The organism is Roseiflexus sp. RS-1, assembly GCF_000016665.1.
Classification (GTDB): domain Bacteria; phylum Chloroflexota; class Chloroflexia; order Chloroflexales; family Roseiflexaceae; genus Roseiflexus.
Window position 1 is genome coordinate 4,985,702 of the sequence record NC_009523.1, and the last position, 25,901, is coordinate 5,011,602.

The window sequence follows — 25,901 nt, forward strand, 5'->3', positions numbered from 1 at the left end:
GCTGCGGGAGGGCGTTATTATCTGCGCAATGCTGGTTGCGCGCTACTTTGTTACATAGTATGTCTGCCACTGGTGGGGGGCGGATGGCGGTGAGTCCTTCTGGACGTGCAGAATGCGCGCTCCAGAGTCCTGCATACGCTCAAGAACGTATGTTTCAGGCAGGGCATGCACTTCGTGAGGATAGAGCTTGAGGCGATGGTACAGGATTGCGGGCGGGACGCCAACAGTGCGCAGCAGTGCGTAGGCTCGACGACGTGGCTGCAAACGGTACAACGGCTTGATCGTGTCCAGCGTGCTGAAGATCAGGAGACCATCTGGCTTCATTACCCGAACAAATTCGGCGATGTAGCGTAGCGCTCGTGCGCGATTCCGGACATGCTGGAGCACGCCCCAGCAATAGACCATATCGCAACTGTTTGATGCGATGGGAAGCGTATCACTGGCGCTGACGATAAAATCGGCGCATGTGAGCGTCGCGTGAATCTGGCGGGCTTTGACAATCAGGCTTTCCGAGATGTCCAGACCGACATAGTGTTCGAATCGCCTGCGGAACGCTGCGGCGAGCCGACCGACGCCGCAGCCGAAATCGAGCACCGTTGACCAGTGCGATGGTCGATCCCAGTGCTCAATCTGCTGCATGACCTGAGCAACCTGCTCCTCTCCTGTCTGGAGAAAGGCTTCAACATCCCATCCGCCGAACCGGTTTGTGCCGGTCATGCCCCAGAACGGATCAACCTGACCGAGATCTTCCCATTGACGCTTGTTCGTTTGCAGGCTCATATATTGCTCTTTTGAAACGGGCTGGCAACGCGATCTGGATCTTTCGCCAGGCAATGTACACCCAAAGATATACATTGCATAAGGGGAAAGCATCCCTGGCAGTATGGGAAGCAGTTCCTCTGATGACGACTGTCAGTCGGGGAGAGATGGCGCGAGGTATCTACCCATCCAGGGCAAGGTTCGGCTGGACATCCAGGTCCCATCCGTGCTGAATGCCGGCATCGAAGCGATAGAAGGCGGCAGCGCCGATCATCGCAGCATTATCGGTACACAGGGCGACCGGTGGGACGCGCACAGGAACCGGGGCGCGCCGGTTGAGTTCCTCGCGCAGGCGAAGATTTGCCGCCACGCCCCCGGCCAGCAGAATCTCGGCAGCGCCGAATGCGCGCGCTGCTTCGACCGTCTTCGTGACCAGCACATCGACGACGGACTCCTGGAAGGCGCGGGCAAGACGCGCCACGACTGTTGGCGGCAGGTGGGGCGTAGCGGTCGCTTCAGGCGGCGTGCTGGGGGCGCCGACGCCGCGTTTGCCAGCGCTCTTCCCCGTGCCGGGTTGCAACGCTGCTTCACGCGCCTGATAGTCGCGGATCTGATGGAGGACCGCCGTCTTCAGCCCACTGAACGAAAAATCGTAACTGTCGCGCAACCAGGCGCGCGGCAGCACCACCCCGCCCGGTGCGCCTTCCGCCGCACGCTGAATGGCAGGTCCGCCAGGAAAGCCAAGCCCCAGCAAACGCGCAACTTTGTCGAACGCCTCGCCAGCAGCATCATCGCGCGTCTGTCCGAGCAACCGGTAGCGTCCGTGCCCTTCGAGCAGCGCCAGCAGCGTATGCCCGCCGCTGACCACCAGCGCAACGACGGGGAATTGCGGCGCTGGCGCTTCTGGTTGTGCATCGGTCAACAACCAGTTTGCGTAGATGTGCGCCTCGATATGGTTGACTCCGACAAACGGTAATTCGCGGATCCAGGCGATTGCCTTGGCGACATTCAGCCCGGTCATCAGCGCGCCTGCCAGCCCCGGTCCATACGTCGCCGCGACCGCATGGATGTCGTTCCATCCGCTGGGCAGCGGGCGTAACGCTTCGTGCAGCACAGCATCAATCGTCAGGATGTGCTGGCGTGACGCGACTTCAGGGACGATGCCGCCGTAGCGCCGATGCTCATCGATCTGCGATGCCACGACATTGGAGATGATCGTGCGCCCGCCGCGAATAACCGCCGCTGCCGTCTCGTCGCAGGACGTCTCGATTGCCAGAATGGTGACTTGCCTGTTCATAGCGCGTATTGTACCATTTCCTTGACGCGCTCGTTGCCGGGCGGGTATAATGTCAATGGTTTTAGGTCTACCTAAATTATCTGAACCATGCCACTTTCAGAGCACACCGAGTCCGTCCAGGACTACCTGAAAACCATCTTTGACATCCAGCGCGAGCAGGGGCGGGTTTCCACCACGGTGCTTGCCGAGCGTTTGAGGAATTCGCCGGCTTCGGTCACCGGTATGCTCAAAAAACTCGCTTCACTCAACCTGATCGACTACGAACCCTACCAGGGAGCGGTGCTGACGCCAGCCGGCGAGAAGATCGCGCTGGAAGTCATCCGCCACCACCGCCTGATCGAGCGTTACCTGGCGGAGGCGCTGGGTGTCCCGTGGGACCGGGTGCACGATGAGGCGGAAAAGTGGGAACATGTGTTGTCAGAAGACCTGGAGGACCGGATCGATGCAGTGCTTGGCTACCCGACGACCGATCCGCACGGGGCGCCGATCCCGACGCGCGACGGCGCGCTGCCGCCGCCACATGCCACCCGCCTGAGCGATCTGCAAACCGGCCAGTCGGCAACGGTTGCCGAAGTGAGCGACCACGACCCGGCGATGCTGCGCTATTTCGCCGAGTTGGGGCTGCGCCCCGGTGTTGATGTGACCGTCGTCGCCGTTGCACCCTTCGGCGGCCCGCTGACCGTGCGGCTGGAAGATGTTGAGCATGCGCTGGGACGCGAGGTGGCGGGGTATATCGCCGTGTGTGATGTGACGCAGGCTGAGGCGGGGGAGGAAGCGGACAGGGCAGGTCGTGTGACTTAACCTCGCGGAAATGTCGGCCTGGTCGCCTCGCGCGTCAAAATATCCGGCAACTGATTCAGTTGATCGCCTGTGACCACCACAATCTGGCGCGCCTGTGCCTGCGCACGGAAGGCAGCGAGCGCCTGTGCATCAGCTTTGTGCTGGCTGCGCGCTGTGATGAACAATGCGCCCACGAATGAGCCACCAATCATGCTGGTGATCGCGCGCAGTTGATCGAGATGCTCGGTGCGAAACGGTCGCGCCTCTGTCTTGCATTCGGCGATCAGGAGCGAGGCGGCATGGGTGGCCGCGAGATCGATCTGATTCATCGGCGAAAGCCCGCCCTGCGCAGGTATTTCGATGCCAGGACAACAGTCATCGAAGCAACCGGCGCGTTGCGCTGCATCCCAGGCGTAGATCTCCAGCCATGCGCCGTTGACGAAATCCCAGAATGCGCCATCTGCCTGAAGTATCTCGTGATGGTTCGAGTGCTGGTGTATGGCGGAGATGAAACCGGCAGCCTGCGCCTGTTCGCACCACTGAACCATTGTCGGCGTCAGGGAGAGCACTGCAAGACGGCGCGGTTGTGTGAATCTGGCGTCGGCGTTCGCACGGCGTAGTATCTCACGAAATTCAATCGCGTCATCAGGCGCCTGCGCCATCTGTCGTGCAAGTGCCACCCACGACACCGGTGGAGGTGGCGTCGGTTGAGCCGCACGATTGTATATCTGGAGATAGTTCTCCACCGAAAGCCGGTATGGATCGCCGTCCGGCGGTTGACCGGCCAGCGTCACAACGCGCCTTCCGGCTGTGTCGAAATACCAGACGCTGGCGTTGCGCATCCGTCCCACCTCATATGCGCCAATGCTCATGATCGTGGTGGCGCAGGTGATATTGCACACCCAACGGACATCGGGAAAGCGATCCATCGCCGCAGCGCATTGCTCGCGAATATCGTTCAGATCGAACGCATCGACGGTGTGCGGGTCAAGCACCCGTGGACTGAGTTGCTCAAGGACGCGCCTGACCTTCTCCCATGCTTCGCCTGGACGCATCGCCTCGCGTGAAGCAATCGGCGCAATAATGTCGGGGCGCAGGAACTGGGCGCTGAGCACATTTGGCGTCTGCCTGCCGCCGATCAAGATCAGTAAGGCGACGGGTATTTTGACGGATGCCATACCCTGGCTCTCCTTACCCGGCAAGCGCAGCATTGTGTGTCTGTCTCACTCCGCCGCTTCCGGTCGTGGCAGATCGGTGGTGATGTCGCCATCTTCGGCGACCTGGACAACGCCGGGCGCCTGGGAGAGTTCGTCGAGGGCGTGTCGGGTGGCGACAACAAAGAGCGTGTTGAATGCGGTCGGCTCGCTCACCTGGAGCACTTCTTCACTGAGACCGTGCTCGTCGATCCAGTTCAGGAGTTGGGTGCGCATCTGCCCGTTATGTTCCCGCAACCGGCGATATTTCTCTGCGCGATTGCAATGCGCCAGCGCTTTGGCATCCGGGCGCTCGATGGTCACAACCGAACGGACGAGGCGCTTCAGTCGATTCTTCAGTTCCGGCTCAGACTTCTTGTTATTCTGTTGCTCACTCATACAACAAACCTCGCCAGCCCGGCGCCGACCCGTTCGGCGGGCGCCGATAACGGCAGCGCCGTTTCCAGCAATCGCTGACGCAGCGCCGCTCCCTGCAATCCGGGATTTGCCGAAGCAATCAGCGCTGCGATGCCCGCCACGTATGGCGCTGCCATGCTCGTGCCGCTCATCCTGGCGTATAGACTGCGACGTTGAAGATCTCGTTCCAGGCTCGACAGAATGTTGACGCCAAAACCGACAATATCCGGCTTGTGGCGTCCGTCGGGCGTCTGCCCGCTGCTGCTGCCGGGCCAGGGGTTGAGATCGAAATCGACTGCGCCGACCCCCAGCGCTTCGGCATACGATCCGGGTGCGCGAATGACGCCGGGACCGTCGTTGCCAATGGCGACGATCGGCAGCACGTCGAAATCCTCCACCAGCGTGCGCAGCAACAGTCGCATCCCATCGGTCACCGTTTTGAACGCCGGTGCGCTGATCCATTCCGGGCGGAAACCGAGCGACATGCTGATGATCATCGGTTTGTGCTGGTTTTCCGCCAGACTGAAATGGGACAGCATCCAGTCCAGCGCGACGACGATCCGTTCCAGACTGGTTTTGACCGTCTCGCTTTCGATCACCGCCGCTGCCAGCAGTTCGACACCCGGCGCGACGCCGACGTTGCGCCCGGCGATAATGCCGCACACGTGGGTGCCGTGACCATGGGTGTCGAACCCGTTGACTGCGCGCATACTTTCGGGCGTTGGCACGAATGGCACATACCGGAACTCGATCCGTTTCCCGGCAAACTCGTTGTGGTCGGCGTCACAACCGGTATCGAGTATGCCGACAATCACCTGTTCGCCGGTAATCCCTCTGCGATGCGCTTCCTGGATCCCGCTCACGTCGGGCCACTCCGGTGCGCGCGGACGGCGAAACCTGGTTTCGGCGCCGGTGCGCGCAACCGGCAGTGAGAGCGGCACATCGGGAACGATCAGGTAGTCGTCTGCGAGTATCTCGCGCGCCTGTTCAGCCTGTCGATCGGTTGGCGCGTTGACGATGTAACAACTCACGTGTCCCAGCCGCTCGAACCCATGACCGACCGGTTTCCGCTGACCCGGCAGGTGGGGCCTTAATCCGAGACGGATCAACTCCATCATGCGGCGCGATGTCTGCGCATCGCGCATGATCTCCGAGCGCTTTTCCGCAGTTGCGACATTGTGCAGCGCAAATGCTGCGGTTCGTGTTCGCTTGCGGACGGCAATAAATTTTTCCACGACTGACGAATGCCTGCTTCGGCGTAATACCACGTCTCGAATGATGTTCCCGGTACTGCACAGTATAGCACAGGGTGGAGCGACGCGCAGCGCCGACGCATAGAGTGACCGCGCTGCCTGCTGGTGAGCCTGTGACGGCGCTTGCTACCCCCCTTCGTCCCATACGCCGATTTCGATTCCTGCCAGGTTTTCCAACGCCTTGATCAGGGCATGGTTCCCTTCGTGACCAAGACCACGCGCCTGCAATGTGCGGTAGAGTTGGTGGATCAGCGCTGTTCCCGGCAACGGTACGCCGAGGCGGTCGGCTTCCTGCAACACCAGACGGAGGTCTTTCTGCTGAAGGTCGATGGTAAAGCCGGGGCGCCAGTCGCGCACCAGGATCTGCGGTCCGCGGTTGCTCAACATCCAGCTGCCCGCCGCTCCGCCCGACACTGCTTCCAGCGCTTTGCGCAGATCAACGCCGCCAGCCTGAGCGAACAGCAGCGCCTCGCTCATCGCCAGTGCGTGCCCCACCACCAGAATCTGATTGACCAGTTTGGTTGTCTGTCCGGCGCCAATCGGTCCGAGGTGCGTGATGGTTGTTCCCATTGCCTGGAAAACCGGCAGCGCCCGCTCAAACTGGGTGACATCGCCGCCGACCATAATGCTGAGGGTCCCGCGTGCCGCGCCCTCCGATCCACCGCTCACCGGCGCATCGAGCATATGAATGTGACGTTCTGCCAGGTGCGCCGCGATCCGCTGTGTCGCCCGCGGGCTGATCGTGCTCATGTCGATCACCAGCGAACCGGGGCGTGCGCCATGAATGACGCCGCCTTCGCCGAGAAGCACCTGTTCGACATCGGGAGTATCGCTGACGCAGGTGATAATGATGTCGCTGTGGAATGCCAGATCGCCGGGACTGCTGGCGGGTCCTGCCCCTTCCGCCGCCAGTTCGTCCATGCGGCTGGCAGTGCGATTCCATACCCGCAATGGGAACCCTGCCTTCAAGATATTGCGCGCCATGCCGCGCCCCATGATGCCGAGACCAATGAATCCAACACGTTCACGCTGATCCATACGCCTGTCTCTCCCCACATTTCAGTACGGAACCATTGGCGCTCATTGTATCACGCACGTCTCAGGCATCTGCCATGTTTGCGTAACGGTTGCGTTATCTGCGGGGATTGTCCGCACACTGATGAGAGATTACAGTGACAGTAGTCGTTCATCGTTTCGTGTGCGCAGGAGGAGTGGCATGGGTACGCGCTTCACCATCATTGCAATCCTGATCTCATCACTGCTGGCGGCATGTGTCGCAACCCCGGCGTTTGTGACGGCGCCGCCGCCAGATGGTGCAATGCCGACTGCGGCTGTGCGTGCGCCGACGCTCGCGTCGTTGCAGGTGACGCCTGCTGGCATGCCAGCGTTTTCGCAAGCAAATGTGACTCCATCACCAACGCTGCAACCGGTTCCCACGACGCTCCCAACACCCATTCCGCCAACCATGCAACCGCTTGGTCCGGGCGGTCTGCCGCATCCGTTGCGCGTCCGTCGGTTGCAGTTCGGCGTTCATGCCCATCTATTCTGGACTGATCGCGCTACGCCGTTGCGCCTGGCGCGGGATGCAGGGTTTGGCTGGATTCGCCAGCAGATCCACTGGAAGGACCAGGAGGGTCCTCCTGGCTTCTATGCCTGGGGCGCGGAACTCGACGCGCTGATTGCCGATGTCAATGCGTACGGGCTGAAACTGATGATCTCGGTCGTCCGGTCGCCGCACTTCTACGGGCGCGGCGGCAGCGATGGGTTGCCGGAGAATCCCGAAACGCTGGGGAACTTCGTGGCGGCGCTGGCGCAGCGGTACAAGGGGCGCATTCACGCCATTCAGATCTGGAACGAGCAGAACCTGGCGTATGAGAATGGCGGATATGTCTCAACCGAAGACGCACAGCGCTATGTCGAAATCCTCAAAGTGGCGTACACCCGTATCAAAGCGATCGATCCGACGATCATCGTTGTGAGCGGCGCGCCAGCATCAACAGCGGTTGACAGTCCTGGGATTGCCATTTCCGACATTCGCTACTACAGTGCAATGTTCTCCTATGAGAACGGCATCATTCGCAACTATGTCGATGCGCTTGGCGTGCATCCTGGCGGCTCCGCCAACCCGCCGGAGACATTCTGGCCCGACGCGCCGAGTCCGGCGCAGGGGTGGACCGACCATCCAACGTTCTACTTCCGCAATGTGGAACGTATTCGTCGGTTGATGGAGGAGTATGGTCTGGCGGACCTGCCGGTGTGGATTACGGAGTTCGGTTGGGCGACGCGCAACAATACGCCCGGATTCGAGTTCGGCAATCAGGTATCATATGAGCAGCAGGCGCAGTATATCGTCGGAGCGATGGAATGGACTGCCGAACGGTACCCGTGGGTCGATGCCATGTTTCTGTGGAACCTGAACTTCGCTCCCCTGCGTGCGCGCAACGGCGAACCCTGGCACGAACAGGCGTCGTTCAGCATCATCAACGCCGATTACTCGCCGCGCCCGGCGTATCGGGCGGTTCAGCAGTACATCATGCAGTATCATGCCCGTCGTGAATGATCAGATGCAATCGACCTTTTCGCCGGATACCTCACGGATTGCGGAGAGAGCGGCGCATCGGCGCACGCCGCTCGCCGCTTTTTTGTTTCTGCTCGCGCTCTACCTGCTGACGGCGAGCGGTCATCTCTATTCGCCCGACGAAGAGGCGATGTACTATGTGACACGCGGACTGGCGACACGCGGCGACATCGCTATCGAGGGGGACGATCTCGTGCCGATGCCGTTGCGGGAAGGGCGCGATGGACGCATGGTTTCGCCGTATGGCATCCTTCCTTCGCTGGCGGCGTTGCCATTCTTCGCCCTCGGCGCGCTGCTGGCTGGCGGTGCGTCGGTCGAGGTCTACGAGTACCTCACCCGTTTCACGGTCAGTCTGCTGAATGCACCGGTGACTGCTGCTACCGGTGCGGTTCTGTTCTCATGTGTGGTATCTCTGGGGTATGGCAGGCGGGCAGCATGGCTGGCAGCGGGTGCGTTCGGCGTGGCGAGCCTGGCGTGGCCCTATGCCCGCACCTTCTTCTCCGAGCCACTGGCGGGACTCCTGCTGATCCTGGCGGTCGAACGGGCGTACAGCGCGTCCGTGCGTCACAACCGACGAGCGCTGCTGATCTCCGGCGTTGCGACCGGTTTGCTGCTCGTCACGCGCATCGCTGCGCTGGTTGCTGTGCCGTTTTTGATGTTGTATGTGGCGGCAGCAACGGTTTCCTGCCCGGGTGCGTCGCGTGGAATGGTGGAGCGACTCCGTGTGATGGCGGCGCACCTGGGTCTGTGGAGTTTGGGGTTGGTTCCCGGTGTGGCGCTGGTTATCGGCTACAATCTGGCGCGCTTTGGTGTACCGCTGGCGAGCGGCTATGGCGATGAAGCGAGCGCTTTTACCACACCGCTGCTGACTGGATTGACCGGGTTGTTGCTCAGTCCTGGCAAAAGCCTGTTCCTGTACGCGCCGGTTGCGGCGCTGGCGCTGGCGGGCGCGCCGTTGCTGTGGCAGCGCTGGCGTCTGGAAACAGCGCTGCTGCTGCTGCTGGTCATTGTGCATGTGGTGCTGTATGCGCGCTGGCATGCCTGGGATGGCGGCGGGGTTTGGGGACCCCGATTGCTGCTGCCGATCGTGCCGTTGTTGGCGGTGCTGGCAACGCCGGTGTTCGAGCGCGCAGCCGCAGGTGGCGGCATCGGGATACGCCTTATCGTCAGCGCGATCCTGGTGTTTGGAACAATCAATGCACTGGCAGGCGTTCTCGTCAACCCGGCGATCTACCTCAATATGGAGATTCCGCACCGCCGGATCTATTTCGAGGCGGCACACTCGCCATTGCTGGCGCACTGGCGCATTGCGGCGGAACGCTGGCAGGCGCGGTATGGCGGCGGGCAATGCGTGATCGGCGACGGGTTTTACTTCCCGGAGATGCGCGATGCGCTACTGCCGCGCATGACCGGCGCATACGGAACACTATCCTGCCGGAGCGACAGACCGACACTGCTCACACTCCGCATCAACGATGATCGTCCGACCGGCGCGCCGCCGGGTAACCCGACGCTCGACATCGCCGGTCGTCAGGTTGCGTTGCGTGATGGCCAGGGAAGCCTGTTCTATGTGCTTGCACCGCCGGGCGCACTGCTGGTACTGCGGGCGCAGCCGTTTGTGCAGACGATACCGGGAACGGAGCGGCAGCGAATGGTCGGGTTGCGGATCGATGCGATCACCGCCGTCGATGACCGTGGCATTCGATTGCCGCTCTCTGATGCAGCCATCGAACCGCCGCCGGCAAGTCCGCGCTACCGCTGGGGGTGGTATTTCGTTCCAACCGTTCGCCACACGACCGACCTGTGGATCGGGTATCTGCTGCGCAGCGAGATCGGTTTCATTCGTGCGCTGGCTGTCGCCGGGTTGCTGGTCAGTACGGCGCTGGCGGCAGGTGTGGCGGGGGGGAGGAGGTTGGGCGTTGAACGTTGAACGTTGAACGTTGAACGTTGTAATGTTGGGCGTTGAACGTTGAACGTTGAACGTTGAACGTTGTAATGTTGGGCGTTGAACGTTGAACGTTGAACGTTGTGATACTGAGAGAAGCGGCACACTATCCGTAAGGAGCAAATACCATGCATCACCATACTATGCTGGCGCTGATCCTGGTGCTGCTGCCCGTATTCCTGGCAACGCACGACTATCCGGCAGCGCGCGCCGATCTGTCGTCTCCTTCGTCGGACAGGCGAGTCTATCTGCCGCTGATTACGCGCCCTGCGACGATCGATCTCGTTCTCAATCAGGTCGAGATAACCCAGTCGGTGCAGAATAGCAGCAACACTGTGCCGATGGTTGCGGGTCGTCCAACAGTAGCGCGCGTGTATGTAACCGTATCCGGCGTTACGGAAGCGTCTAACGTGATTGTTGAAGCTTCAGCATCGCGCAACGGCATTCCCCTGCCCGGCTCGCCGCGCCGCTCGGATCCACGCACGGTGACAACCGGTGTGTCGCGTGGAAACTATGCCAGCAGTTTCAACCTGGCTTTGCCCGCTGAATGGTTGTCGGGCAATGTGCGACTCAGCATCGTCGTTGATCCCGACAATCGGATCACCGAAGTGAACGAGACCAACAATAGTCTGACGCAGACGCTGGAGTTTCTCGCCGTACCGCGCCTCGATCTCACGATTGTGCCGGTTCAGTACACCCACACCCCCAACGGGCGCACCTACCCGGCGCCGACCCGCGACACTGTGAGCGATTGGGTGATGCGCGCCTATCCCATCCCTGGCATCAACGTTCGACTGCGTGCGCCGATTTCCTTCACCGGTGATTTGCGGAGCGGCAATGAATGGGAACGTCTGCTCGATCTGATAACGGATGTCAAATTGAGCGACGGTGCACCGTCTTCGCGGGTCTACTACGGCTTGATACCGATCGCAAATGGGAGTGATCGCTGGTTCAGCAGCGGGATCGCCGGGATCGGGTGGGTCGGGTTGCGTGCATCGGTGGGGTTGGATCTGACGGGTTCCACCGATGCCGCCGGTCGCCTTGCCGCCCATGAGATCGGGCACAATCTGGGTCGCTTCCATGCGCCGTGCGGCGTCAGTGGCGATCCACGTCAACCTTTTCCATACTCGAATGCTTCGATCGGTCCGGATGTCTATGGTCTCGACATCAGCCGGGCGCGCGTCTGGAGTCCGGTTGCACCGGACAATACGAAGGACCTGATGAGTTATTGTCAACCGCAGTGGGTTTCGGATTTTACGTATCAGGGATTGCTGAATAATCAGCGCATCTATGGCGCCAGCGTGATGCAGAGCGGCGCCGGGTATCTGGTGCGCGCCGTGCTGACGGACGACGGCACCACACTGGAACCGGTGTATGCGCTCGATGGCGTGACGCCGGATGCTCCACAGCGCGGCGAATACACGGTCGAACTGCGGGACGCTGCCGGAGCGTTGCTCGCTTCCCATACGGTCGCTGCTGTCGAAGCGGAAGGACCATACCGCTATGGCGAAGAGTCTGTCGCACATGATCATGATCATGGGCATATCTATCGTCGCATTACCACAGTTGTGCCGACGCCTGCTGGACCGGTTGCCAGTTTCCGTTTGATCCGCAATGGGGTGGTCATTGCGGAACGGGCAACTGACGCTGTGCCGCCAGCAGTCGCAGCCTCCGCAACCATCGCCCGTAACAATGCGACATGGACGCTCTCCTGGTCGAATACATCTGTTCCGGCGCTGGTGCGTTACACCCACGACGGCAGACGCTGGACGACGCTGGGAGTCGATCTGGTCGGCGGACGTCTGTCGCTCAATCCGCAGATGCTTCCCGGCGGCGGGCATGGCAGGTTCGAGATCGTTCTGGCTGACAGCCGTGGCATCATCGTTGTTGACGGAACACCGGCGGCTGCCGATGACGCCCAACCACAGGCGTGGATCGATGGTCCTGCGACGCTGCCGGTTGGTGCGCCGCTGCTGCTCTATGGAAGGGCGTCGGATCGCGATGATGGCGCGCTCGACGATCCTGCCTGGCAGGTCAATGGCGTATCGGTAGGAACGGGACAGACAGTATTTCTCGACAATCTCGCGCCGGGCGAGTACCATGTTCGTCTGACGGCGCGCGATAGCGCAGGGAACGTGGGGTACGCCGATCATCTGGTTCGAGTCGAACAGCGTTGAGGATGGTGGCGTAACCGGCAAAGGTCTTTCCAATGTCTGCAACCTCCTTCGAGCAAGCGCTGGAACAGTACGGTGATGACCTGTACCGTCTGGCGGTGTTGTTGTCCCCCGATCAGGCGGCAGCGAATGCGCTGCTGGTGCGTACTGCCCGGCAGTTTCGCAATCACGTCGCTGCAGATGTGCTCACGATTGCAATCGCGCTGTACGAGCAATTGCCTGTGGAACGCGGTCTGTTCAGGCGAAGAGGCGTTCCTGCCTGGGTGACGGCAGGAATGGTGCGAACCGAAGATGCGCCGCTGGTTACAGCGATCGCACGCCTGCCGCGCGCGCAGCGGTTGGCGTTGGGGCTGGCAGCGCTGCACGCTTTCACGACCGACAATCTGGCGCCGATCGGGCAGGAGTGGCGTGTTCGGGTGCGAGACGCGATCAGGGCGCTGTTGCCAGTTCTCGATCCCGACCTTGATCCGACATTGTTCGATCCGGATCAGGCGCCGGAGGAGTGTCGTATGGCGCGGATGGCGTTGCTTCTCGATCCGACCGTCGCACAGACCAGTTCCGATGTGCGCGGGCATCTGGCGCTCTGCGAAACATGCCGTGCTGCGCTGCGCGAGTGGCGCCGCCTGACGGTGCAGGTGAACGAGGTGCTGCGCGATGCGTTGCGCCCGGTACGTCTGCCAGCGGACGTTGCAGCGCAAACAGTTGCAGCAGCGCACCCGGATACACGACCGCCGCTGCGTCGCCTGATGGAGAGTCAATGGACGCATCGCGCGATTCTGCCGCTGGCGGTGCTGCTTCTGACGATGCTGATCGTCTGGCCCCGCGCGCGCGACGAACCTCCGCCGCCAGCCGTCTCGCCCTACTCGCTCCGCGAACTGGTCGAGCGTGCCGGAGAAACCCTGTACACTCCCCCGCCGGGTGAAGGCGTCTGGCGGGGAAGCTACCTTATTCGCTGGACCTTCGCTGATCAGACCTATGCGAATCTACGGGGTGATCTCTGGATCGATCGGGAGAATGGTCAGCATCGTATCCAGTTCGTGCATCAGCAGGGAGGCGGTCCCTACGAGTTTCAACTTGCTGATCGGCGTGGCCAGGCCTGGTATGCGATAACGCCCGCCTATAGCGCGACAATAGGAGTTCCGCTTGATCGTGAGGATGTGTCCGGGGTTCGCTTTCCTGCTGATGCCGATCGGCGACATCGTTTGCTAAAGGCGCGACTGGAAAGCGGGGCATGGGCGTTGCCCCGACGTTACCTGGCACAGGCACGTGCTGCCGAATTGCAAAGTTGGGGACAACGCCAGATGGATGATGGAACACAGGTGGAAGTTGTTGGGTTTCGCGGTGTCAGCCTGCCTGGCTTTCCACCCGATGCGCCGGATGCAGGCGACGCCGATGCCACGATCCTTCTCGCCATCGATAGTGCGACCGGACTGCTGCGCGAAATTCGTGAGTTGATCGGTCCCGTCGAAGGCGAACAGGTGAGTCGCACCGTCTGGGCATTCGATGGCGGGCGTGAAGTCGATCCACGTGAAGAGACGCGAACGTTTGGCATCGCATTTGCCTGGAATGGTCAGGGAACCTTTCTCAGCCTGGACGACATTGCCACGCCGCATATCCCGCTGATCCCGTCCGAATCGGTCATTCCGCTTGATGATGCGATCGGCTCGTCCATCCTGTTGCCCGATCCGCCACCCGGTACGGTCGAGGCAGTTTTGGTGCGCGATGGGGAGACAGCCGGAGGGTACGTGGCGCTCTACCATGCGCCGGGGCGTCGATTAACGGTCAGATTGGTCCCGTTGTCCGATGCGCAGGCGGACAGAACGTCCGATGACCCTGATGAAGAACGGATTATTGTGAAAAACTACGCTGTCGTGCTGCATCCCGGTCTCCAATGGCGCTACCGGGCGATTGTCGATCTTTCACCATACCAGGCGCGCTATGCGCTCCGGGTTGAGTCGCAGGGGTACACGCGCGCTGAATTGGTAGATGTGCTGACGTCGATCGATGTTGTGACGCCGGAGCGGTACGAGGAGCAGGCAACAATGTTTATTGCACAGGTGGACGGCGCAAAGCGTCGCTAAAGATTGGGGAGAGGAACGGCGGCGTGGGAAGACCCTCACCGGTTCTCTTCGCGGCGCTGGAGTTGTTCGGCGCTCTGACGCTGAACCCAGAGCGGCGGTATGCCGTAGAAAGCGCGTTCGGCATCGGTAACATTCGGATCCACAGCTCCGACCGTCCAGCGCCCGTTTTCGCGCACAAACTGTGTGCCGAAACGTTGCGGCAAGCCACGCGCAAGCAGCGCACGATCCCACGCCGCAGCGATGATCGACCAGGCGCGCGGGTCTCCCAGACTGGCAGCGCGACGGGCAAGGGTACGCGCCAGTTCCCAATGCGCCAGTTCTTCGCCGTAGAGCATCACCAGCGCCGCGTGGTAGAAGTCGCGCGAACTCTGGAGTTTCCCCTGAGCGTACAACGTTGCCACGCGAGCGCGACGCTGCCGTCCTCGACGAACACGATCCGTCGCGTCAGAGTCGAGGTCGGTGATCTGCTCTTCAGCCAAACGCTCCAGCTCGGCGCTGATGTCGTCTGGTGTGGGTGAATCCATACCACGCTCCTGCGATGTGATGCTGCAAAGTGCATTATACCACGTTCACCTGCAGGGCGCAGGGTATGCAGCGATACGCGCAGGGCTTTTAAACACGACGTGGGACATTCGTTATCCGAAAATGTGGGTGACCTGGAGGGTAATACCGGGCGCTGCCACAGACGTGATGCTGTCGCCCCGTCGATATTCCCGCCTGGTCAGATACTGGCACCCTATCGCCTGCGTGTATTGTACGACGATTTCCGCTTCCACATCCACGATCCAGGCTTCGCGAATACCGGCCTCCGCATACCGTGGGAGTTTTTCGTCCCGATCATAGTCAAGCGACGTATCTGCCACTTCTATCACGAAGAGGACCGCCTCTGGCGTGGGATGGTGCTGCGCGTAATAACTCGCGTCGTACCGCAGAATCGCAATGTCCGGTTCGGGTTCACTAACGTCATTGAGTTGGATCGGATCCTGGACACTGATCAGCATCAAGGTGCCCATATGGGGCATCAACAAGGTGTTGAGGCGTTTCACGATCGCGGCATGCAATGGGACAACAGGACTCATACGCCGCACCTCTCCGTCGATCAGTTCCACCCGGTCATCTTCGGTCAGGATGCCCGCTTCCCGCATCCGATGATAGTCATCAACCGTGAACTGCCGACGCGCGATATGGATGGCCATTGTCGCGCTTCCTTTCTACGGGTCCTATCTGGCCAGTCACGTTGATCATACCATACAGAATAAGAATGCGACAGCATATGTGTCAGAAACGATGTCCTGCTTTGGTCGCGACAACCGTGTGTGATCAATGCCCCAACGTGAGCATGACCCGCGCGACGGGTCAAGGTCGAGTCGCCTGCTCTGCCAGCATCGATGCGACCAGGACTCGCCGGAATTGCGAGGCGGAAGCTGCGTCGGGCGGATGCAGTGTCAGACGGCGCTTGACGGGTGAGGGAACACTCTTTGTCAGGGTGTCAAGGTCGATGAGGCAACTGAGTACTGCTTCAAAGGCACGGGCATCGCCGAGAGCACCCAGCGCCTCCACGCCTGCGTCACGGATTAATGGGTCAGGGTCGGTAAGGCTGGTGAGGAGAAGGTCAGGGTGAGCGAGACCTGTCCAGGCAGACCAGATCACTTTGCGCCACTTCTGTAAACTCTCCCTACTGACGCAATGGGTTTCCGCACCGCCGCTCAATGGCTTGCGCATCACCCGCGCCAGGCGCAGCGAAACGGCGTCCGCTGCGGCAAAAGGTTGGACGGCTTATCTGACCCCGTAAACACGCACTGACAAACTTGTCGAACAGCCGGGGGCATTTCGTCAACACCTGAACAGGGCTAAGGAGAAGCGTAGAAAGGCAGGAAGGGGAGTTGCAGTCCGGCGGCTCGGCAAGCTGCGCTGCGACCTGGCTGAACCTCCCTCGCCTCAAGACACATTACGACAATGAAACCCACACCAATCCAGGGTCACAATAGCGACGTCGGTCTCACCCGATGTTGGGCAGCTTACTCAAAATACTCACCGTGAGATGCAAACCAGTACAGAATGTAGGCTGCTATTGCTAATCCAAATACTGCCACGATAAGAACAAGTCCCGAGGAGTTATTGGGTAGCTGGGACAGAATGCCCAATACGCTTAAGACTTGCAGAACAATGACGACGATGCGCGCCCAGTTTCTCAGCAACCAGAGTCCTCTGGCAATCACGAAATACAAGGCGGCTATCACGGCGGCGAACACTATGGAGGACAAACCCTGTATCCCGTCCCTGCTGTTGGCAAGTAAAAAAAAGCCAGCCATGCAACTTACTACGGCGGCGATGCCAAGAAGGATAGCATAGGCGGTCACGCAACCGGGCCGTTCATACACGGCTTCTCTCCTTTCACCTTTCGCCAGACCCAAACCACCGTTGCTAAAATGGCAACCGCAAGATACAAGGTGCGTATTTCCGGGTACAAAATAGGTGAAACCTCTTGCGATTGGATAAGAACATCATAGGTTCCACCAACTCCCAGAAAAAACGGAAAAATCAACAAAGCGCTGTTACCTAGCCGATATGTGGTAGCGTAAAGCAAACCAACGAAAATCAATTTGCCATATTCTGGTTGGAATCCTATATGATGAAAAGCGTAAAACAACGCCGTCATGATAATCGCAGGCACGATGCCAAAAGCTTGCTCGAAGAAAGTCCGCAGAAAAGCGTAGAAGAAAACCAATTCAAAACATAAGGCCAGCATGACGTAAGCTGCTGACCATACAGTTGACGCACTGAGACGGAAATCTGCCGGAGGCGGACTCCCAGACAGAAACGAGAAGAACAAAAGCACTCCAAGGACAAGGTTGATTAGAAGAAAGACAGGCCACTTCTTTGAGCTAAAGCCAAACTCGGCCCAGTCTTTGCCAGAACGTTGAATGTATGCTAGAGGGAGAAGAATACCCACGAGGAAGATCTGCCCGACATCGCGAATCGCAATCCTTACCCAGGGCCAGTTCTCGAAAAGTAGCATTGCTGCTGACAAACCAACAACAACCGCCCCAGCAACCAGTACTATAAGCGTCTCACGGGAAGGTTGCCAGCGAAAGAGCTTTGGAATGACGTTTTTCATTAGACTCGACGGCTTCTTGTACAACGGGCAGATGTATACCGCTCGGCATTAAGTCACTCCGGCTTATCGGGTCTCTGGTATACCAGTCAAGGACTTCTTTCGTTTTCTCAACAATACTTTCTGGAGAGACTACAGAAACTTTTTTACACACATGTCAAGAAAAACGTTCCGAGAATCAGCCACTTTAGGCTTAATATATACTTAAATCTCTAACCTTTACGGATATTGTACCACAAAAAAACATTGTCAGCAAGGGGAGAGCAATAGCAATATGCGCAGGAGAAAATCACCGATCGCCTCTGCAAAAACGTCTGCCTGCGCGGCTATTCCATCCGCACTGAGAAAGCCTCTTTCTACCGGTGCGTGCACTTCGTCTGCTTCTACAGCCATGACGAATGCTTGTACGTCCTCGCTAAACCTGGCAGCGCGCTTTACCTTGTCACCTGCCTTCTCTGCGGCAGCGGCCTGCTGCTCGAAGCACTGCGCCTGCGTATCCAGGACTTCGACTTCGAGAACTCCCTCATCACTGTCTGCGACACCAGGTTCAACTGCGACTGCCTGACCTGCCTGCCCGACGACCAGGAGTTCCTCCAACGCCTCCACACCCACCTTGGTCAGGTCCCCCGTCTCTACGAGTGTACGAACAGTTGTCATGCCGTATAGCGGGTACGATGTGAATCCACACCCACCTCGGTCAGATCTCCGTCTCTACGAGTCTCACCTCGATGTCTTCAAGAGTGGACAGAAAACATGTGCGATATACATTTCGAGCAGCATCAGAACGTCCTGGCAGGCGGGTTTGGAACCCGCCCCTACCGATGCAGTGCGCAGGGTATGTGCCTGGACAAAGGCTACGATGATAAAGACGTGCGTGCAACCTTGCGCGAATGTGGCTGTACCGCGCCCATGCACAGTCGCAACGAGGAAGCCGGGGAGATCGCACGCACAGCGTCGGGTGGTCAGGCGCGGTCAGAGCTGGCTCAATCGGTTTCGCCGCTTGCTGGTGCGCTGGAAGAAGAAACCCAGGCAGTATCTTGCCTTCCTTCGCTTCGTCTGTAGCGTGATCGCCTTGCGTGCCGCCGGGTTATTCGGATCGGCTCTTATAAACTTCACGACGATGCCTGACAAAGCGCACAATAATCTTTTGCTTCTCCAAATCGCTGGTGTACAGCACTCGATAATCTCCAACACGCAATTTGAATACGCCTTGCCACTGACCTATGAGTGCTTCCGGGGTGACAACTTCAAGATTTTCCGCCAACCAACGCAACTTTTTCAGCACTCGTTGCGCTATAGGCTTGTCAAGGCGGGCCAGATCACTTTGCGCCGATTCCGTAAACTCTACCTGAGCCATGTTTCACCACGTCAGACCAAGTCTGGCGGCAACCTCCTGAGCAGAAATTGTTTTACCTGCTTCATTTGTAGCCAGAGCACGTTGAAGTTCGAGCTTAAACTCATCTCTGAGTTCGAGACCTTCGTCAGGATCGCCCAGCATTTCAGACAATGTCTGAATAACTGTTTCGCGGATGAGCTTTCTCAAGTCGTCCACAGTCATGTCGGCAATTGTTGTATGCGCCATGTTTCTCTCCTTAATTTGCGAAGACATATCACACAATGCGCTGGCTAACAGCTTGCGCTTCAACCGCGCCGGACAAGCGGTGCGAGCGTTGCGGGTCGGCTTGATGCGTGTGCTCGCTGGCCCGTTCGTGGGAGAATAAACCTGCCCTGCCTGAAAAGGTTGACATGGTGGCTGAAACCCGGCGCCTTCTTGCCTTTTCAGTTACGGTTACCATTCAATTTCTCCGCGTGCCAGACGATTTTCATAGTCTTCAAGTCCGGCCAGGTAATCGGAGAAACCCGACTCGGAAAGTTCCAGTGCTTCCGTAAACTGATTCCACAGTTGCCAGCGAGTAGCGTCTTGTCTCATCAGTAAGAAATCTACGAAATCGCTCACTTCCTGGATAAGCGATTCGGGCAACTGACGAATCTTGGTTACAGTCATATCATAGACACTCATGCGTTTGCCCCTTCTTGACGCTGCGCCCAACTTTATACAGATTCCGCTTTCTCCCCTCCAGGGCGCCTTACACAGATTCCGTATCATCCGCCTCCAGGGGTGCATGTGCAGAGATCATCCTGTATCGTAACCCCTGGCAACGGCTATGCTCATCCATACGCACAATACTCCACCATGTTACAACACAAGAATTGCCATCTGTCAAGGAGTCAGGAATGCGCCTGTTCTCTCGTGTGCAGCCCATCCCTGACGCGCGTTCACATCATTCATTTTGGCGGCTGTGCATGGCGAGACCTCCCTGCGCAGGATGGGGCAACGGGGAAGCGGCGCGCGGCGCTGCTGATGAACGATGCGCTGTTCGGCTGCCGGGCGCATGTGCGCGTTCCGATGCCGTTCGCCTGCCGGTGCGTGGTGAGCGCACTCCCGCCGGGGAGCGTGGAGGAGTGCGCTGCGCCTTCGCTGTTAGGATGACGACGGGGCGCCAGGCTCACAGATAGAGCGTTTTCTGGCGCCTTCTGGTCTCGCACTCCTTATGTGGAGCATCAGGAAGCCCAATTCCCCCCTTCTCCCGCGCGCAGGAGGAAGGGGGTCGGGGGATCTCTCAGGGGTAGATGTTTTGGCAAGCCCCTGCGCGCCATCTCCCGTTTCAGCCATCAGAACGCTCAAACTCCCCCCTTCTCCCACAAGGGGAGAAGGGGGGAGGGGGGATGAGGGAAAAAGGGCGTCGGGATGTGGCAGCATGCTCCTCACATGCCGGTGCGATCATCACTCCGGAACGGGCGCTCCTGATCCGTCCCCAGCGCTTCGAGCAGCAGATCGGCTTCCTCTGGCGTGATCCGCCCATCGGCGACCATGCGCAGAATGGCGGCGCGCTGATCTTCGAGCGTCGCACCGGAGGACGGCGCAGCCTGCTCAGGCGCCGTCGCCTGCGCCGGTTCATCGGCGGGTGCAGAGGCATCGGGCGCCTGCGTGACGTTGATCCGGATCGTTGCGCCGGTCGCCGCTTCGGGCGGGTGCGGCGGTCCGGGCGGATGGGGCGGGTCATTCACGATTTGTTTACTTTTCACACGTGTGATATACTGTGAGCAAGCAGTATCCCACGACACTATCCCGACTACGCCACGCTCGCACCGTCTCTGCGGCATCAGCCTGCCAGTTGTGCTGGCGTCGCACTCGCCAGGAGGCCACCCGTGGAACATCGCCCCAAAATGCCCGATTTTGAACGGATGGCGCGTGATGCCGGATATCGAGTTGTGGAGATCGAGCGCCTCCGCAGCAATCGCTGGTTAGTCACGCTGGTGGACGGGGATGGTCACCCAGTGCTTGTGCTGGCGCAGGCGCGTCCGTTGATCGGTTCTGCCGATGTGCAGGACCTGGCGGAATTCGTGCGTTTGCGGAACCCGACGATGGGGATTTTGCTCGCCATCGGCGGCATGTTCAGCGCCAGCGCACAGCATACCTGCGCCGAACTGCGCGACCGGCGCCTGCACCTCTGTACCGCGCTGCCGCCAGCGCCCGCCGCAGTTGCCGAAGAACCTGCCGTGCGCAATGCACTGGCATCACCGCGCTGATCGCCGCTTTCCTCACGAGCAGCACGCGGTCAGTGCGACAGCACCTGTGACAGGAAAAGTTTCGTGCGCGCTTCACGTGGATCGCCGAAGATCTGCTCTGGTGTTCCGCTCTCAACGATTTGTCCCTGATCGAAAAAGTACATTGTATCGGCGACGGCGCGCGCAAACCCCATTTCGTGCGTCACGACGATCATGGTCATGCCGCTCTCAGCCAGTTCGACCATCACATCCAGCACTTCTTTGATCATCTCCGGGTCGAGGGCGGATGTCGGTTCGTCGAAGAGCATGATCTTCGGCTGCATCGCCAGGGCGCGCGCAATGGCGACGCGCTGCTGTTGACCGCCGCTCAACTGCCCCGGATATTTGCGCGCCTGTTCGGGGATGCCCACTCGCTTCAGCAACTGCATCGCCACTTCTTCCGCCTGCGCTTTCGTCCATCCACGCACCCAGATTGGTGCAAGCGTGATATTGTCGATCACCGTCAGATGTGGGAAGAGATTGAACTGCTGAAAGACCATGCCGGTCTCCATGCGGATGCGTTCGATGTTGCGCACATCATGGGTCAGTTCGATGCCATCGACGATGATCTGTCCGCGCTGATGATCTTCCAGGCGATTGATGGTGCGGATAAAGGTCGATTTCCCCGATCCGGATGGACCAAACACAACCACGACTTCGCCGCGACGCACTTCCATGGTGATCCCGCGCAGGGCGTGGTAGTTGCCGTACCATTTGTGAACATCGCGACAGATAATTATTGGGTCGGCTGTTGACGGTACGTTCGTGCCCATACGCTCGCTTCGCGCTTCAGCGTCCGGTGTGCAGTTTTGCTTCCAGGCGCTGACTGAACGCCGACATCAGGTAACAGAAGATGCCATAGATGAATGCGACGAATGTGTACACTTCCGCCTGCAATCCAAGGAAATCGGGCTGTGCCAGGACAGTTCTGGCAATGCCCATGAGGTCGAGCAGACCAACGATCACCACCAGCGAGGTATCCTTAAAGAGCGCGATGAACTGCCCGACCAGGATGGGAATGACCGCTCGGAGCGCCTGTGGCAGAATGATGAGCAGTGTCATCTTCCACGGGTTCAACCCCAGCGCGCGCGCCGCTTCGTACTGACCGCGCGGGATCGACTGCAAGCCGCCGCGCACATTCTCGGCGAGATAGGCGGCGCTGAAAATGACCACGCCCGCCATCGCGCGCACGACCCGGTCGATGGTGATGCCGGGAAGAAAGAGTGGCAGCATCAACTGCGCCATGAACAGGACGCTGATGAACGGCACTCCGCGAATGAGTTCGATGTACGCCACGCAGAGCCATCGCACCACCGGCAGACTCGACTGCCGCCCCAGTGCCAGCAGGACGCCAAGCGGAAAGGAGAAGACGATGCCAACTACCGAGAGCAACAGCGTGAGCAACAATCCGCCCCACAGATTGGTCGGTACCGGTGGAATGGGGCTATCGTCGGCGCCGACCCCGCTGACCAGCACGAAGAGTATGGGAAAGTAGAGGATCCAGCCGACGATGCTGATCCGTCGCAGTGCGGCGCTCCATCGCCAGCTCAGCGCATACCCGACGACACCGGCAATCCCGGTGATCAGCAGCGCCAGGCGCGCTGTTTCGTCGGACGTGATGATTGCCAGGATAAACGGCAGCGCCCCAAACGCAATCGCCCCGCCGCGCTGCGCTCCGCCCCAGATACTCCACGACATCCCGATCAGCAGCGCCAGCAGCGCAACACATGCCCAGATGCGCCAGAGCGCCGCAACCGGATACTGCCCGACCATAAACAGGCGCAGGTTGGCGGTGATCACCTCCCAGCGCGCCTGGGTGAATGCCCACTCCAGCACGCCACGCACGATCAGCGCCGCCAGAAACAGCATCACCACCGTCAGCAGCGCGTTGTACCAGGTGCTGAACAGGTTCTTGTGCAGCCAGCGAACAATGCTGGAGCGTTCGGTTGGCGGCGGCAGCGCCTCCGCCGTTTTAGAAACTGTTGGCGTATTGGCACCCATGCATCAACGCTCCACCAGACGTACACGACGGTTGTACCAGTTCATCACCAGCGACGTGATCAGACTCAGCATGAGATACACCGCCATGACCACTGCAATCATCTCAACAGCGCGCCCGGTCTGATTGATGATCGTTCCCGATATTGCGAACAGATCAGGGTATCCGATGGCGACCGCCAGCGTCGAGTTTTTGGTGAGGTTCAGGTACTGATTGGTGACCGGCGGAATGATCACGCGCAACGCCTGCGGAAACACGACCAGCCGCAGCGTGCGCGATGGGTTGAGACCCAGCGCCCGCGCCGCTTCGACCTGACCTTTCGGCACCGCCTGAATGCCGGCTCGCACCACTTCGCCGATAAATGCTGCGGTGTAGATAACGAGACCGATCAGGAGCGCCATAAATTCGGGTGAGAGCACCTGACCACCGCGAAAGTTGAAGCCGGCGATCTCCGGCAGTGAAAGCGCAAGCGGCGGTTGCGGCAGGGCGAACCATCCGATCAGCGCAATCAGCGTCATCGTCAGCAGTGATGGCACAACCTGCGGACGCGGACGACCACTCCGGTTCTGCCACCAGCGCATTGCCAGACCCACCACTGCACCGGCGATCAGGGCGCCGATCAGAACCGAAACATAGAGCGACCAGGTGTCGGTCGGCTCGCCCCAGGGTATCGCCACCCCACGATTGCTCAGGTAGATCGGACCGAGGCTCACCGCCTGCCGCGCGCGGGGAAGTTTCAGAAAGAATGCCGTGTAAATGAACACGAGCAGCACCAGCAGCGGCACATTGCGCATCACCTCGACAAACACCCACGCCATGCGGTTGACGAGCCAGTTGCTCGAAAGACGCGCCACCCCAACCACAATGCCGAGCAGCGTTGACAGAACGATGCCGAGCACACTCACCAGGATCGTGTTGAGTAACCCGACCTGAAGGGCGCGAGCGAACGTATCGGTGCTGCTGTACGGGATTGGAGCATCACTGATATCGAACCCGGCGCCGCTGTTCAAAAAGTCGAACCCCAGCACCAAACCCTGCTGCTGCAACGACGTCAGCATGTTGCGCAGCGCAATCGATCCCACCCAGATAACCAGCGCCAGAAACAGGATCTGGGCAGCGACCTGGATGACGCGCTCATCACGCCAGAAAGCGCGACTCAACCGCATTGGGGATGTCGAACGCGGAGGGTGTTCCATGGCTCTGTGTGTATGTGCTGGAAGACGATCTCGCAGGCAGGAAAAACCTGCGAGATCGCATCGTTCGGCTTACCGGAACGGCGGCGCGTAGAGCAACCCGCCCTGCGTGTACAGGTTATTAATACCGCGCGGAATCGCCGTCTTCGTATTCGGTCCCAGGTTGCGGTCGTAGATTTCGGCATAGTTGCCGACCGACTTGATCACATTCGCAGCCCAATCCTTGCTCAAGCCCAGTTTGGCGCCCAGGTCCACATTCGGATCGGCGCCGAGCAACCGCCGCACTTCGGGGCGCGTATCGCTCTCCTTCGCCTGATCGACATTCCGTGACGTGATGCCGAACTCCTCGGCGGCGAAGGTGGCAAACACCGTCCACTGCACAATGTCGAACCATTGATCATCACCCTGGCGCACCATTGGACCGAGCGGCTCCTTCGACAGGGTGACATCGAGGATGACGTGATCATCCGGGTTCGGCAGCACCGACCGGCGCGATACCAGACCGGATTTATCGGTTGTCACCGCATCGCAGCGCTCTTCTGCATATGCGGCGAAGGTGCTGTTGGCGTCTTCAAAGACGGCAGGGGTGTACTGAAGTTTACGCGCCGCCATCTGATCCGCCAGGTTCAACTCTGTCGTGGTCCCCTTCTGCACACAGATGGTCGCACCGTTCAGATCTTCGAGTTTCGTGATGTTCGAGGCTTTCGGTACCATGATGCCCTGACCATCGTAGAACGTGGTAGCGACAAAGTTGCCGCCGTTATCGGTATCACGGGTGAGCGTCCAGGTGGTGTTGCGGATGAGCACATCGATTTCACCGCTCTGGAGTGCGGCAAAACGCTGCTCGGCAGTCAGCGGGCGATACTCCACTTTGCTGACATCGTTGAAGATCGCTGCTGCCAGCGCCTTGCAGTAGTCGATGTCGAACCCGCTAAACGCACCGGTCGGGTCAACGAAACCAAAACCGGGCACCTGGCTGTTGACGCCGCAGATCAGTTTGCCGCGCGCCTGGATCGCCTTGAGCGTCTCACCGAAACCGGCTGGCGCGGCAGGCGCCGGAGCGGGAGCGGGGGTTGCTGCCGGTTGAACCAGAGCCGCTCCGCCTGCAGGGGTGACTTCAACGACGCGGGTGACTTCGACAATGCGGGTGACTTCGACGGGTTGCCCCGTCTGTGCTGCCTGCTGACCGCATGCTGCCAGCAACAGCGGAATAACAAGCAGCCATCCGAGCGCACGTTTCATGGCTCACGTCCTTTCCTGTCCTCTGGAGAATCTGTTTGCGGATTTTGCATGATATACCATCTTTTTCGCTCTTTGTAAAACGGCGCGTGCCGGAGTGAAAAGCGTCCGAACATGTCACAGATTCGCCTCGCCCTGTCCCTTCAGTCCCATGCGCCTCCCACCCGTTTGACGCGCTGCAATTGGATACAATGACCTCTTTTATGGCAGGGGGATGCATGCTATCCTGCTCTCCGCAAGGAACGGCGCCTGTCCGCTTCTGAGTTCCG

The 25,901-nt window shown here is 59.7% G+C and carries 25 protein-coding genes and 1 pseudogene; 7 read left to right on the forward strand and 19 right to left on the reverse strand.

What is annotated here, in order from left to right; genetic code table 11:
- Nucleotides 1-42: 42 nt before the first annotated feature.
- Nucleotides 43-780, reverse strand: coding sequence for a class I SAM-dependent methyltransferase (locus tag ROSERS_RS20505; RefSeq protein ID WP_011958671.1), 738 nt, complete (start codon nucleotides 778-780; stop codon nucleotides 43-45).
- 160 nt (nucleotides 781-940) lie between these two features.
- Nucleotides 941-2,056 carry a tRNA (adenosine(37)-N6)-threonylcarbamoyltransferase complex transferase subunit TsaD gene (tsaD, locus tag ROSERS_RS20510; protein WP_011958672.1) on the reverse strand — a complete coding sequence of 372 codons (1,116 nt, stop codon included), beginning with the start codon at nucleotides 2,054-2,056 and terminating at the stop codon, nucleotides 941-943.
- Nucleotides 2,057-2,143: 87 nt separating this feature from the next.
- Between tsaD and ROSERS_RS20515 the strand changes: the two genes are divergently transcribed.
- The gene (locus tag ROSERS_RS20515) at nucleotides 2,144-2,857 is read left to right on the forward strand and encodes a metal-dependent transcriptional regulator (protein ID WP_011958673.1); all 714 of its coding nucleotides are present in this window, start codon (nucleotides 2,144-2,146) and stop codon (nucleotides 2,855-2,857) included.
- Here the strand turns inward: ROSERS_RS20515 and ROSERS_RS20520 are convergent.
- The 4 genes from ROSERS_RS20520 to ROSERS_RS20535 all read right to left on the reverse strand — a co-directional run bounded on the left by ROSERS_RS20520 (nucleotide 2,854) and on the right by ROSERS_RS20535 (nucleotide 6,737).
- Nucleotides 2,854-4,014, reverse strand: coding sequence for a Card1-like endonuclease domain-containing protein (locus ROSERS_RS20520; RefSeq protein ID WP_011958674.1), 1,161 nt, complete (start codon nucleotides 4,012-4,014; stop codon nucleotides 2,854-2,856). The genes ROSERS_RS20515 and ROSERS_RS20520 overlap by 4 nt on opposite strands.
- A 45-nt stretch (nucleotides 4,015-4,059) precedes the next feature.
- Nucleotides 4,060-4,428, reverse strand: a complete 369-nt coding sequence (locus tag ROSERS_RS20525; protein WP_011958675.1) for a hypothetical protein — start codon at nucleotides 4,426-4,428, stop codon at nucleotides 4,060-4,062.
- Nucleotides 4,425-5,681 (reverse strand): S8 family peptidase, encoded by a 1,257-nt coding sequence (locus ROSERS_RS20530; protein WP_232282695.1) that lies wholly within the window; start codon nucleotides 5,679-5,681, stop codon nucleotides 4,425-4,427. The genes ROSERS_RS20525 and ROSERS_RS20530 overlap by 4 nt, the downstream gene beginning before the upstream one ends.
- 144 nt (nucleotides 5,682-5,825) lie before the next feature.
- Nucleotides 5,826-6,737, reverse strand: coding sequence for an NAD(P)-dependent oxidoreductase (locus ROSERS_RS20535; protein ID WP_011958677.1), 912 nt, complete (start codon nucleotides 6,735-6,737; stop codon nucleotides 5,826-5,828).
- Nucleotides 6,738-6,915: 178 nt separating this feature from the next.
- Here ROSERS_RS20535 and ROSERS_RS20540 point away from each other — a divergent pair, with 178 nt between their 5' ends.
- From ROSERS_RS20540 to ROSERS_RS20555, 4 genes are all read left to right on the forward strand, one after another.
- Entirely contained in the window at nucleotides 6,916-8,259 is a 1,344-nt protein-coding gene (locus ROSERS_RS20540; protein WP_011958678.1) for an endo-1,4-beta-xylanase, read from the forward strand.
- Entirely contained in the window at nucleotides 8,243-10,207 is a 1,965-nt protein-coding gene (locus tag ROSERS_RS20545; RefSeq protein WP_198136328.1) for a hypothetical protein, read from the forward strand. The genes ROSERS_RS20540 and ROSERS_RS20545 overlap by 17 nt, the downstream gene beginning before the upstream one ends.
- Nucleotides 10,208-10,350: 143 nt before the next feature.
- A complete protein-coding gene (locus tag ROSERS_RS20550) occupies nucleotides 10,351-12,399 on the forward strand; it encodes a M66 family metalloprotease (RefSeq protein WP_011958680.1) in 2,049 nt (682 codons plus the stop codon).
- Nucleotides 12,400-12,431: 32 nt separating this feature from the next.
- A complete protein-coding gene (locus tag ROSERS_RS20555; protein ID WP_011958681.1) occupies nucleotides 12,432-14,477 on the forward strand; it encodes a hypothetical protein in 2,046 nt (681 codons plus the stop codon).
- Nucleotides 14,478-14,512: 35 nt separating this feature from the next.
- Here ROSERS_RS20555 and ROSERS_RS20560 read toward each other — a convergent pair whose 3' ends face one another.
- The 5 genes from ROSERS_RS20560 to ROSERS_RS20585 form a co-directional block, all read right to left on the reverse strand.
- On the reverse strand, nucleotides 14,513-15,001 hold the full coding sequence (locus ROSERS_RS20560) for a hypothetical protein (protein WP_011958682.1): 489 nt from the start codon (nucleotides 14,999-15,001) through the stop codon (nucleotides 14,513-14,515).
- A 111-nt stretch (nucleotides 15,002-15,112) separates the two neighbouring features.
- Nucleotides 15,113-15,673: a Uma2 family endonuclease gene (locus ROSERS_RS20565; RefSeq protein WP_011958683.1), complete on the reverse strand. Its 561-nt coding sequence runs from the start codon at nucleotides 15,671-15,673 to the stop codon at nucleotides 15,113-15,115.
- A gap of 822 nt (nucleotides 15,674-16,495) precedes the next feature.
- Nucleotides 16,496-16,858: a hypothetical protein gene (locus ROSERS_RS20575; RefSeq protein WP_157041173.1), complete on the reverse strand. Its 363-nt coding sequence runs from the start codon at nucleotides 16,856-16,858 to the stop codon at nucleotides 16,496-16,498.
- Nucleotides 16,834-17,595 (reverse strand): hypothetical protein, encoded by a 762-nt coding sequence (locus ROSERS_RS20580; protein WP_041334204.1) that lies wholly within the window; start codon nucleotides 17,593-17,595, stop codon nucleotides 16,834-16,836. The genes ROSERS_RS20575 and ROSERS_RS20580 overlap by 25 nt, the downstream gene beginning before the upstream one ends.
- 246 nt (nucleotides 17,596-17,841) lie before the next feature.
- Nucleotides 17,842-18,249 (reverse strand): hypothetical protein, encoded by a 408-nt coding sequence (locus ROSERS_RS20585; RefSeq protein ID WP_041334207.1) that lies wholly within the window; start codon nucleotides 18,247-18,249, stop codon nucleotides 17,842-17,844.
- Nucleotides 18,250-18,405: 156 nt separating this feature from the next.
- Here ROSERS_RS20585 and ROSERS_RS27010 point away from each other — a divergent pair.
- A pseudogene (locus ROSERS_RS27010) lies at nucleotides 18,406-18,682 on the forward strand (IS5/IS1182 family transposase); the annotation flags it as partial.
- On the opposite strand, the gene ROSERS_RS20595 reads toward ROSERS_RS27010, so the two are convergent.
- The 4 genes from ROSERS_RS20595 to ROSERS_RS20615 form a co-directional block, all read right to left on the reverse strand.
- A complete protein-coding gene (locus ROSERS_RS20595) occupies nucleotides 18,680-18,949 on the reverse strand; it encodes a type II toxin-antitoxin system RelE family toxin (RefSeq protein ID WP_041334214.1) in 270 nt (89 codons plus the stop codon). The pseudogene ROSERS_RS27010 and the gene ROSERS_RS20595 sit on opposite strands and share 3 nt — an antisense overlap.
- Before the next feature lie 3 nt (nucleotides 18,950-18,952).
- The gene (locus ROSERS_RS20600; protein WP_041334217.1) at nucleotides 18,953-19,174 is read right to left on the reverse strand and encodes a hypothetical protein; all 222 of its coding nucleotides are present in this window, start codon (nucleotides 19,172-19,174) and stop codon (nucleotides 18,953-18,955) included.
- Nucleotides 19,175-19,381: 207 nt separating this feature from the next.
- Nucleotides 19,382-19,612, reverse strand: coding sequence for a DUF2281 domain-containing protein (locus ROSERS_RS20605; protein WP_041334220.1), 231 nt, complete (start codon nucleotides 19,610-19,612; stop codon nucleotides 19,382-19,384).
- Between the two features lie 746 nt (nucleotides 19,613-20,358).
- Nucleotides 20,359-20,679, reverse strand: coding sequence for an SHOCT-like domain-containing protein (locus ROSERS_RS20615; protein ID WP_232282696.1), 321 nt, complete (start codon nucleotides 20,677-20,679; stop codon nucleotides 20,359-20,361).
- A 123-nt stretch (nucleotides 20,680-20,802) separates the two neighbouring features.
- On the opposite strand from ROSERS_RS20615, the gene ROSERS_RS20620 reads away from it, so the two are divergent.
- The gene (locus tag ROSERS_RS20620) at nucleotides 20,803-21,183 is read left to right on the forward strand and encodes a hypothetical protein (RefSeq protein WP_157041174.1); all 381 of its coding nucleotides are present in this window, start codon (nucleotides 20,803-20,805) and stop codon (nucleotides 21,181-21,183) included.
- 29 nt (nucleotides 21,184-21,212) lie between these two features.
- Here ROSERS_RS20620 and ROSERS_RS20625 read toward each other — a convergent pair whose 3' ends face one another.
- From ROSERS_RS20625 to ROSERS_RS20640, 4 genes are all read right to left on the reverse strand, one after another.
- Complete coding sequence (locus ROSERS_RS20625; RefSeq protein WP_011958687.1) at nucleotides 21,213-21,974, reverse strand: amino acid ABC transporter ATP-binding protein; 762 nt, start codon at nucleotides 21,972-21,974, stop codon at nucleotides 21,213-21,215.
- A gap of 16 nt (nucleotides 21,975-21,990) precedes the next feature.
- On the reverse strand, nucleotides 21,991-23,202 hold the full coding sequence (locus ROSERS_RS20630; RefSeq protein ID WP_011958688.1) for an amino acid ABC transporter permease: 1,212 nt from the start codon (nucleotides 23,200-23,202) through the stop codon (nucleotides 21,991-21,993).
- Nucleotides 23,203-23,205: 3 nt separating this feature from the next.
- Entirely contained in the window at nucleotides 23,206-24,396 is a 1,191-nt protein-coding gene (locus ROSERS_RS20635) for an amino acid ABC transporter permease (protein ID WP_011958689.1), read from the reverse strand.
- A 69-nt stretch (nucleotides 24,397-24,465) separates the two neighbouring features.
- On the reverse strand, nucleotides 24,466-25,635 hold the full coding sequence (locus ROSERS_RS20640) for an amino acid ABC transporter substrate-binding protein (RefSeq protein ID WP_011958690.1): 1,170 nt from the start codon (nucleotides 25,633-25,635) through the stop codon (nucleotides 24,466-24,468).
- Nucleotides 25,636-25,901 lie beyond the last annotated feature (266 nt).

Excerpts from the sequence above, each read along its gene's own strand:
- ROSERS_RS20505 (WP_011958671.1), bottom strand. The coding sequence starts at position 780 with ATGAGCCTGCAAACGAACAAGCGTCAATGGGAAGATCTCGGTCAGGTT.
- tsaD (WP_011958672.1), bottom strand. The coding sequence starts at position 2,056 with ATGAACAGGCAAGTCACCATTCTGGCAATCGAGACGTCCTGCGACGAG.
- ROSERS_RS20515 (WP_011958673.1), top strand. The coding sequence starts at position 2,144 with ATGCCACTTTCAGAGCACACCGAGTCCGTCCAGGACTACCTGAAAACC.
- ROSERS_RS20520 (WP_011958674.1), bottom strand. The coding sequence starts at position 4,014 with ATGGCATCCGTCAAAATACCCGTCGCCTTACTGATCTTGATCGGCGGC.
- ROSERS_RS20525 (WP_011958675.1), bottom strand. The coding sequence starts at position 4,428 with ATGAGTGAGCAACAGAATAACAAGAAGTCTGAGCCGGAACTGAAGAAT.
- ROSERS_RS20535 (WP_011958677.1), bottom strand. The coding sequence starts at position 6,737 with ATGGATCAGCGTGAACGTGTTGGATTCATTGGTCTCGGCATCATGGGG.
- ROSERS_RS20540 (WP_011958678.1), top strand. The coding sequence starts at position 6,916 with ATGGGTACGCGCTTCACCATCATTGCAATCCTGATCTCATCACTGCTG.
- ROSERS_RS20545 (WP_198136328.1), top strand. The coding sequence starts at position 8,243 with ATGCCCGTCGTGAATGATCAGATGCAATCGACCTTTTCGCCGGATACC.
- ROSERS_RS20550 (WP_011958680.1), top strand. The coding sequence starts at position 10,351 with ATGCATCACCATACTATGCTGGCGCTGATCCTGGTGCTGCTGCCCGTA.
- ROSERS_RS20555 (WP_011958681.1), top strand. The coding sequence starts at position 12,432 with ATGTCTGCAACCTCCTTCGAGCAAGCGCTGGAACAGTACGGTGATGAC.
- ROSERS_RS20560 (WP_011958682.1), bottom strand. The coding sequence starts at position 15,001 with ATGGATTCACCCACACCAGACGACATCAGCGCCGAGCTGGAGCGTTTG.
- ROSERS_RS20565 (WP_011958683.1), bottom strand. The coding sequence starts at position 15,673 with ATGGCCATCCATATCGCGCGTCGGCAGTTCACGGTTGATGACTATCAT.
- ROSERS_RS20580 (WP_041334204.1), bottom strand. The coding sequence starts at position 17,595 with ATGAAAAACGTCATTCCAAAGCTCTTTCGCTGGCAACCTTCCCGTGAG.
- ROSERS_RS20585 (WP_041334207.1), bottom strand. The coding sequence starts at position 18,249 with ATGACAACTGTTCGTACACTCGTAGAGACGGGGGACCTGACCAAGGTG.
- ROSERS_RS20595 (WP_041334214.1), bottom strand. The coding sequence starts at position 18,949 with ATGGCTCAGGTAGAGTTTACGGAATCGGCGCAAAGTGATCTGGCCCGC.
- ROSERS_RS20600 (WP_041334217.1), bottom strand. The coding sequence starts at position 19,174 with ATGGCGCATACAACAATTGCCGACATGACTGTGGACGACTTGAGAAAG.
- ROSERS_RS20605 (WP_041334220.1), bottom strand. The coding sequence starts at position 19,612 with ATGAGTGTCTATGATATGACTGTAACCAAGATTCGTCAGTTGCCCGAA.
- ROSERS_RS20625 (WP_011958687.1), bottom strand. The coding sequence starts at position 21,974 with ATGGGCACGAACGTACCGTCAACAGCCGACCCAATAATTATCTGTCGC.
- ROSERS_RS20630 (WP_011958688.1), bottom strand. The coding sequence starts at position 23,202 with ATGGGTGCCAATACGCCAACAGTTTCTAAAACGGCGGAGGCGCTGCCG.
- ROSERS_RS20635 (WP_011958689.1), bottom strand. The coding sequence starts at position 24,396 with ATGGAACACCCTCCGCGTTCGACATCCCCAATGCGGTTGAGTCGCGCT.
- ROSERS_RS20640 (WP_011958690.1), bottom strand. The coding sequence starts at position 25,635 with ATGAAACGTGCGCTCGGATGGCTGCTTGTTATTCCGCTGTTGCTGGCA.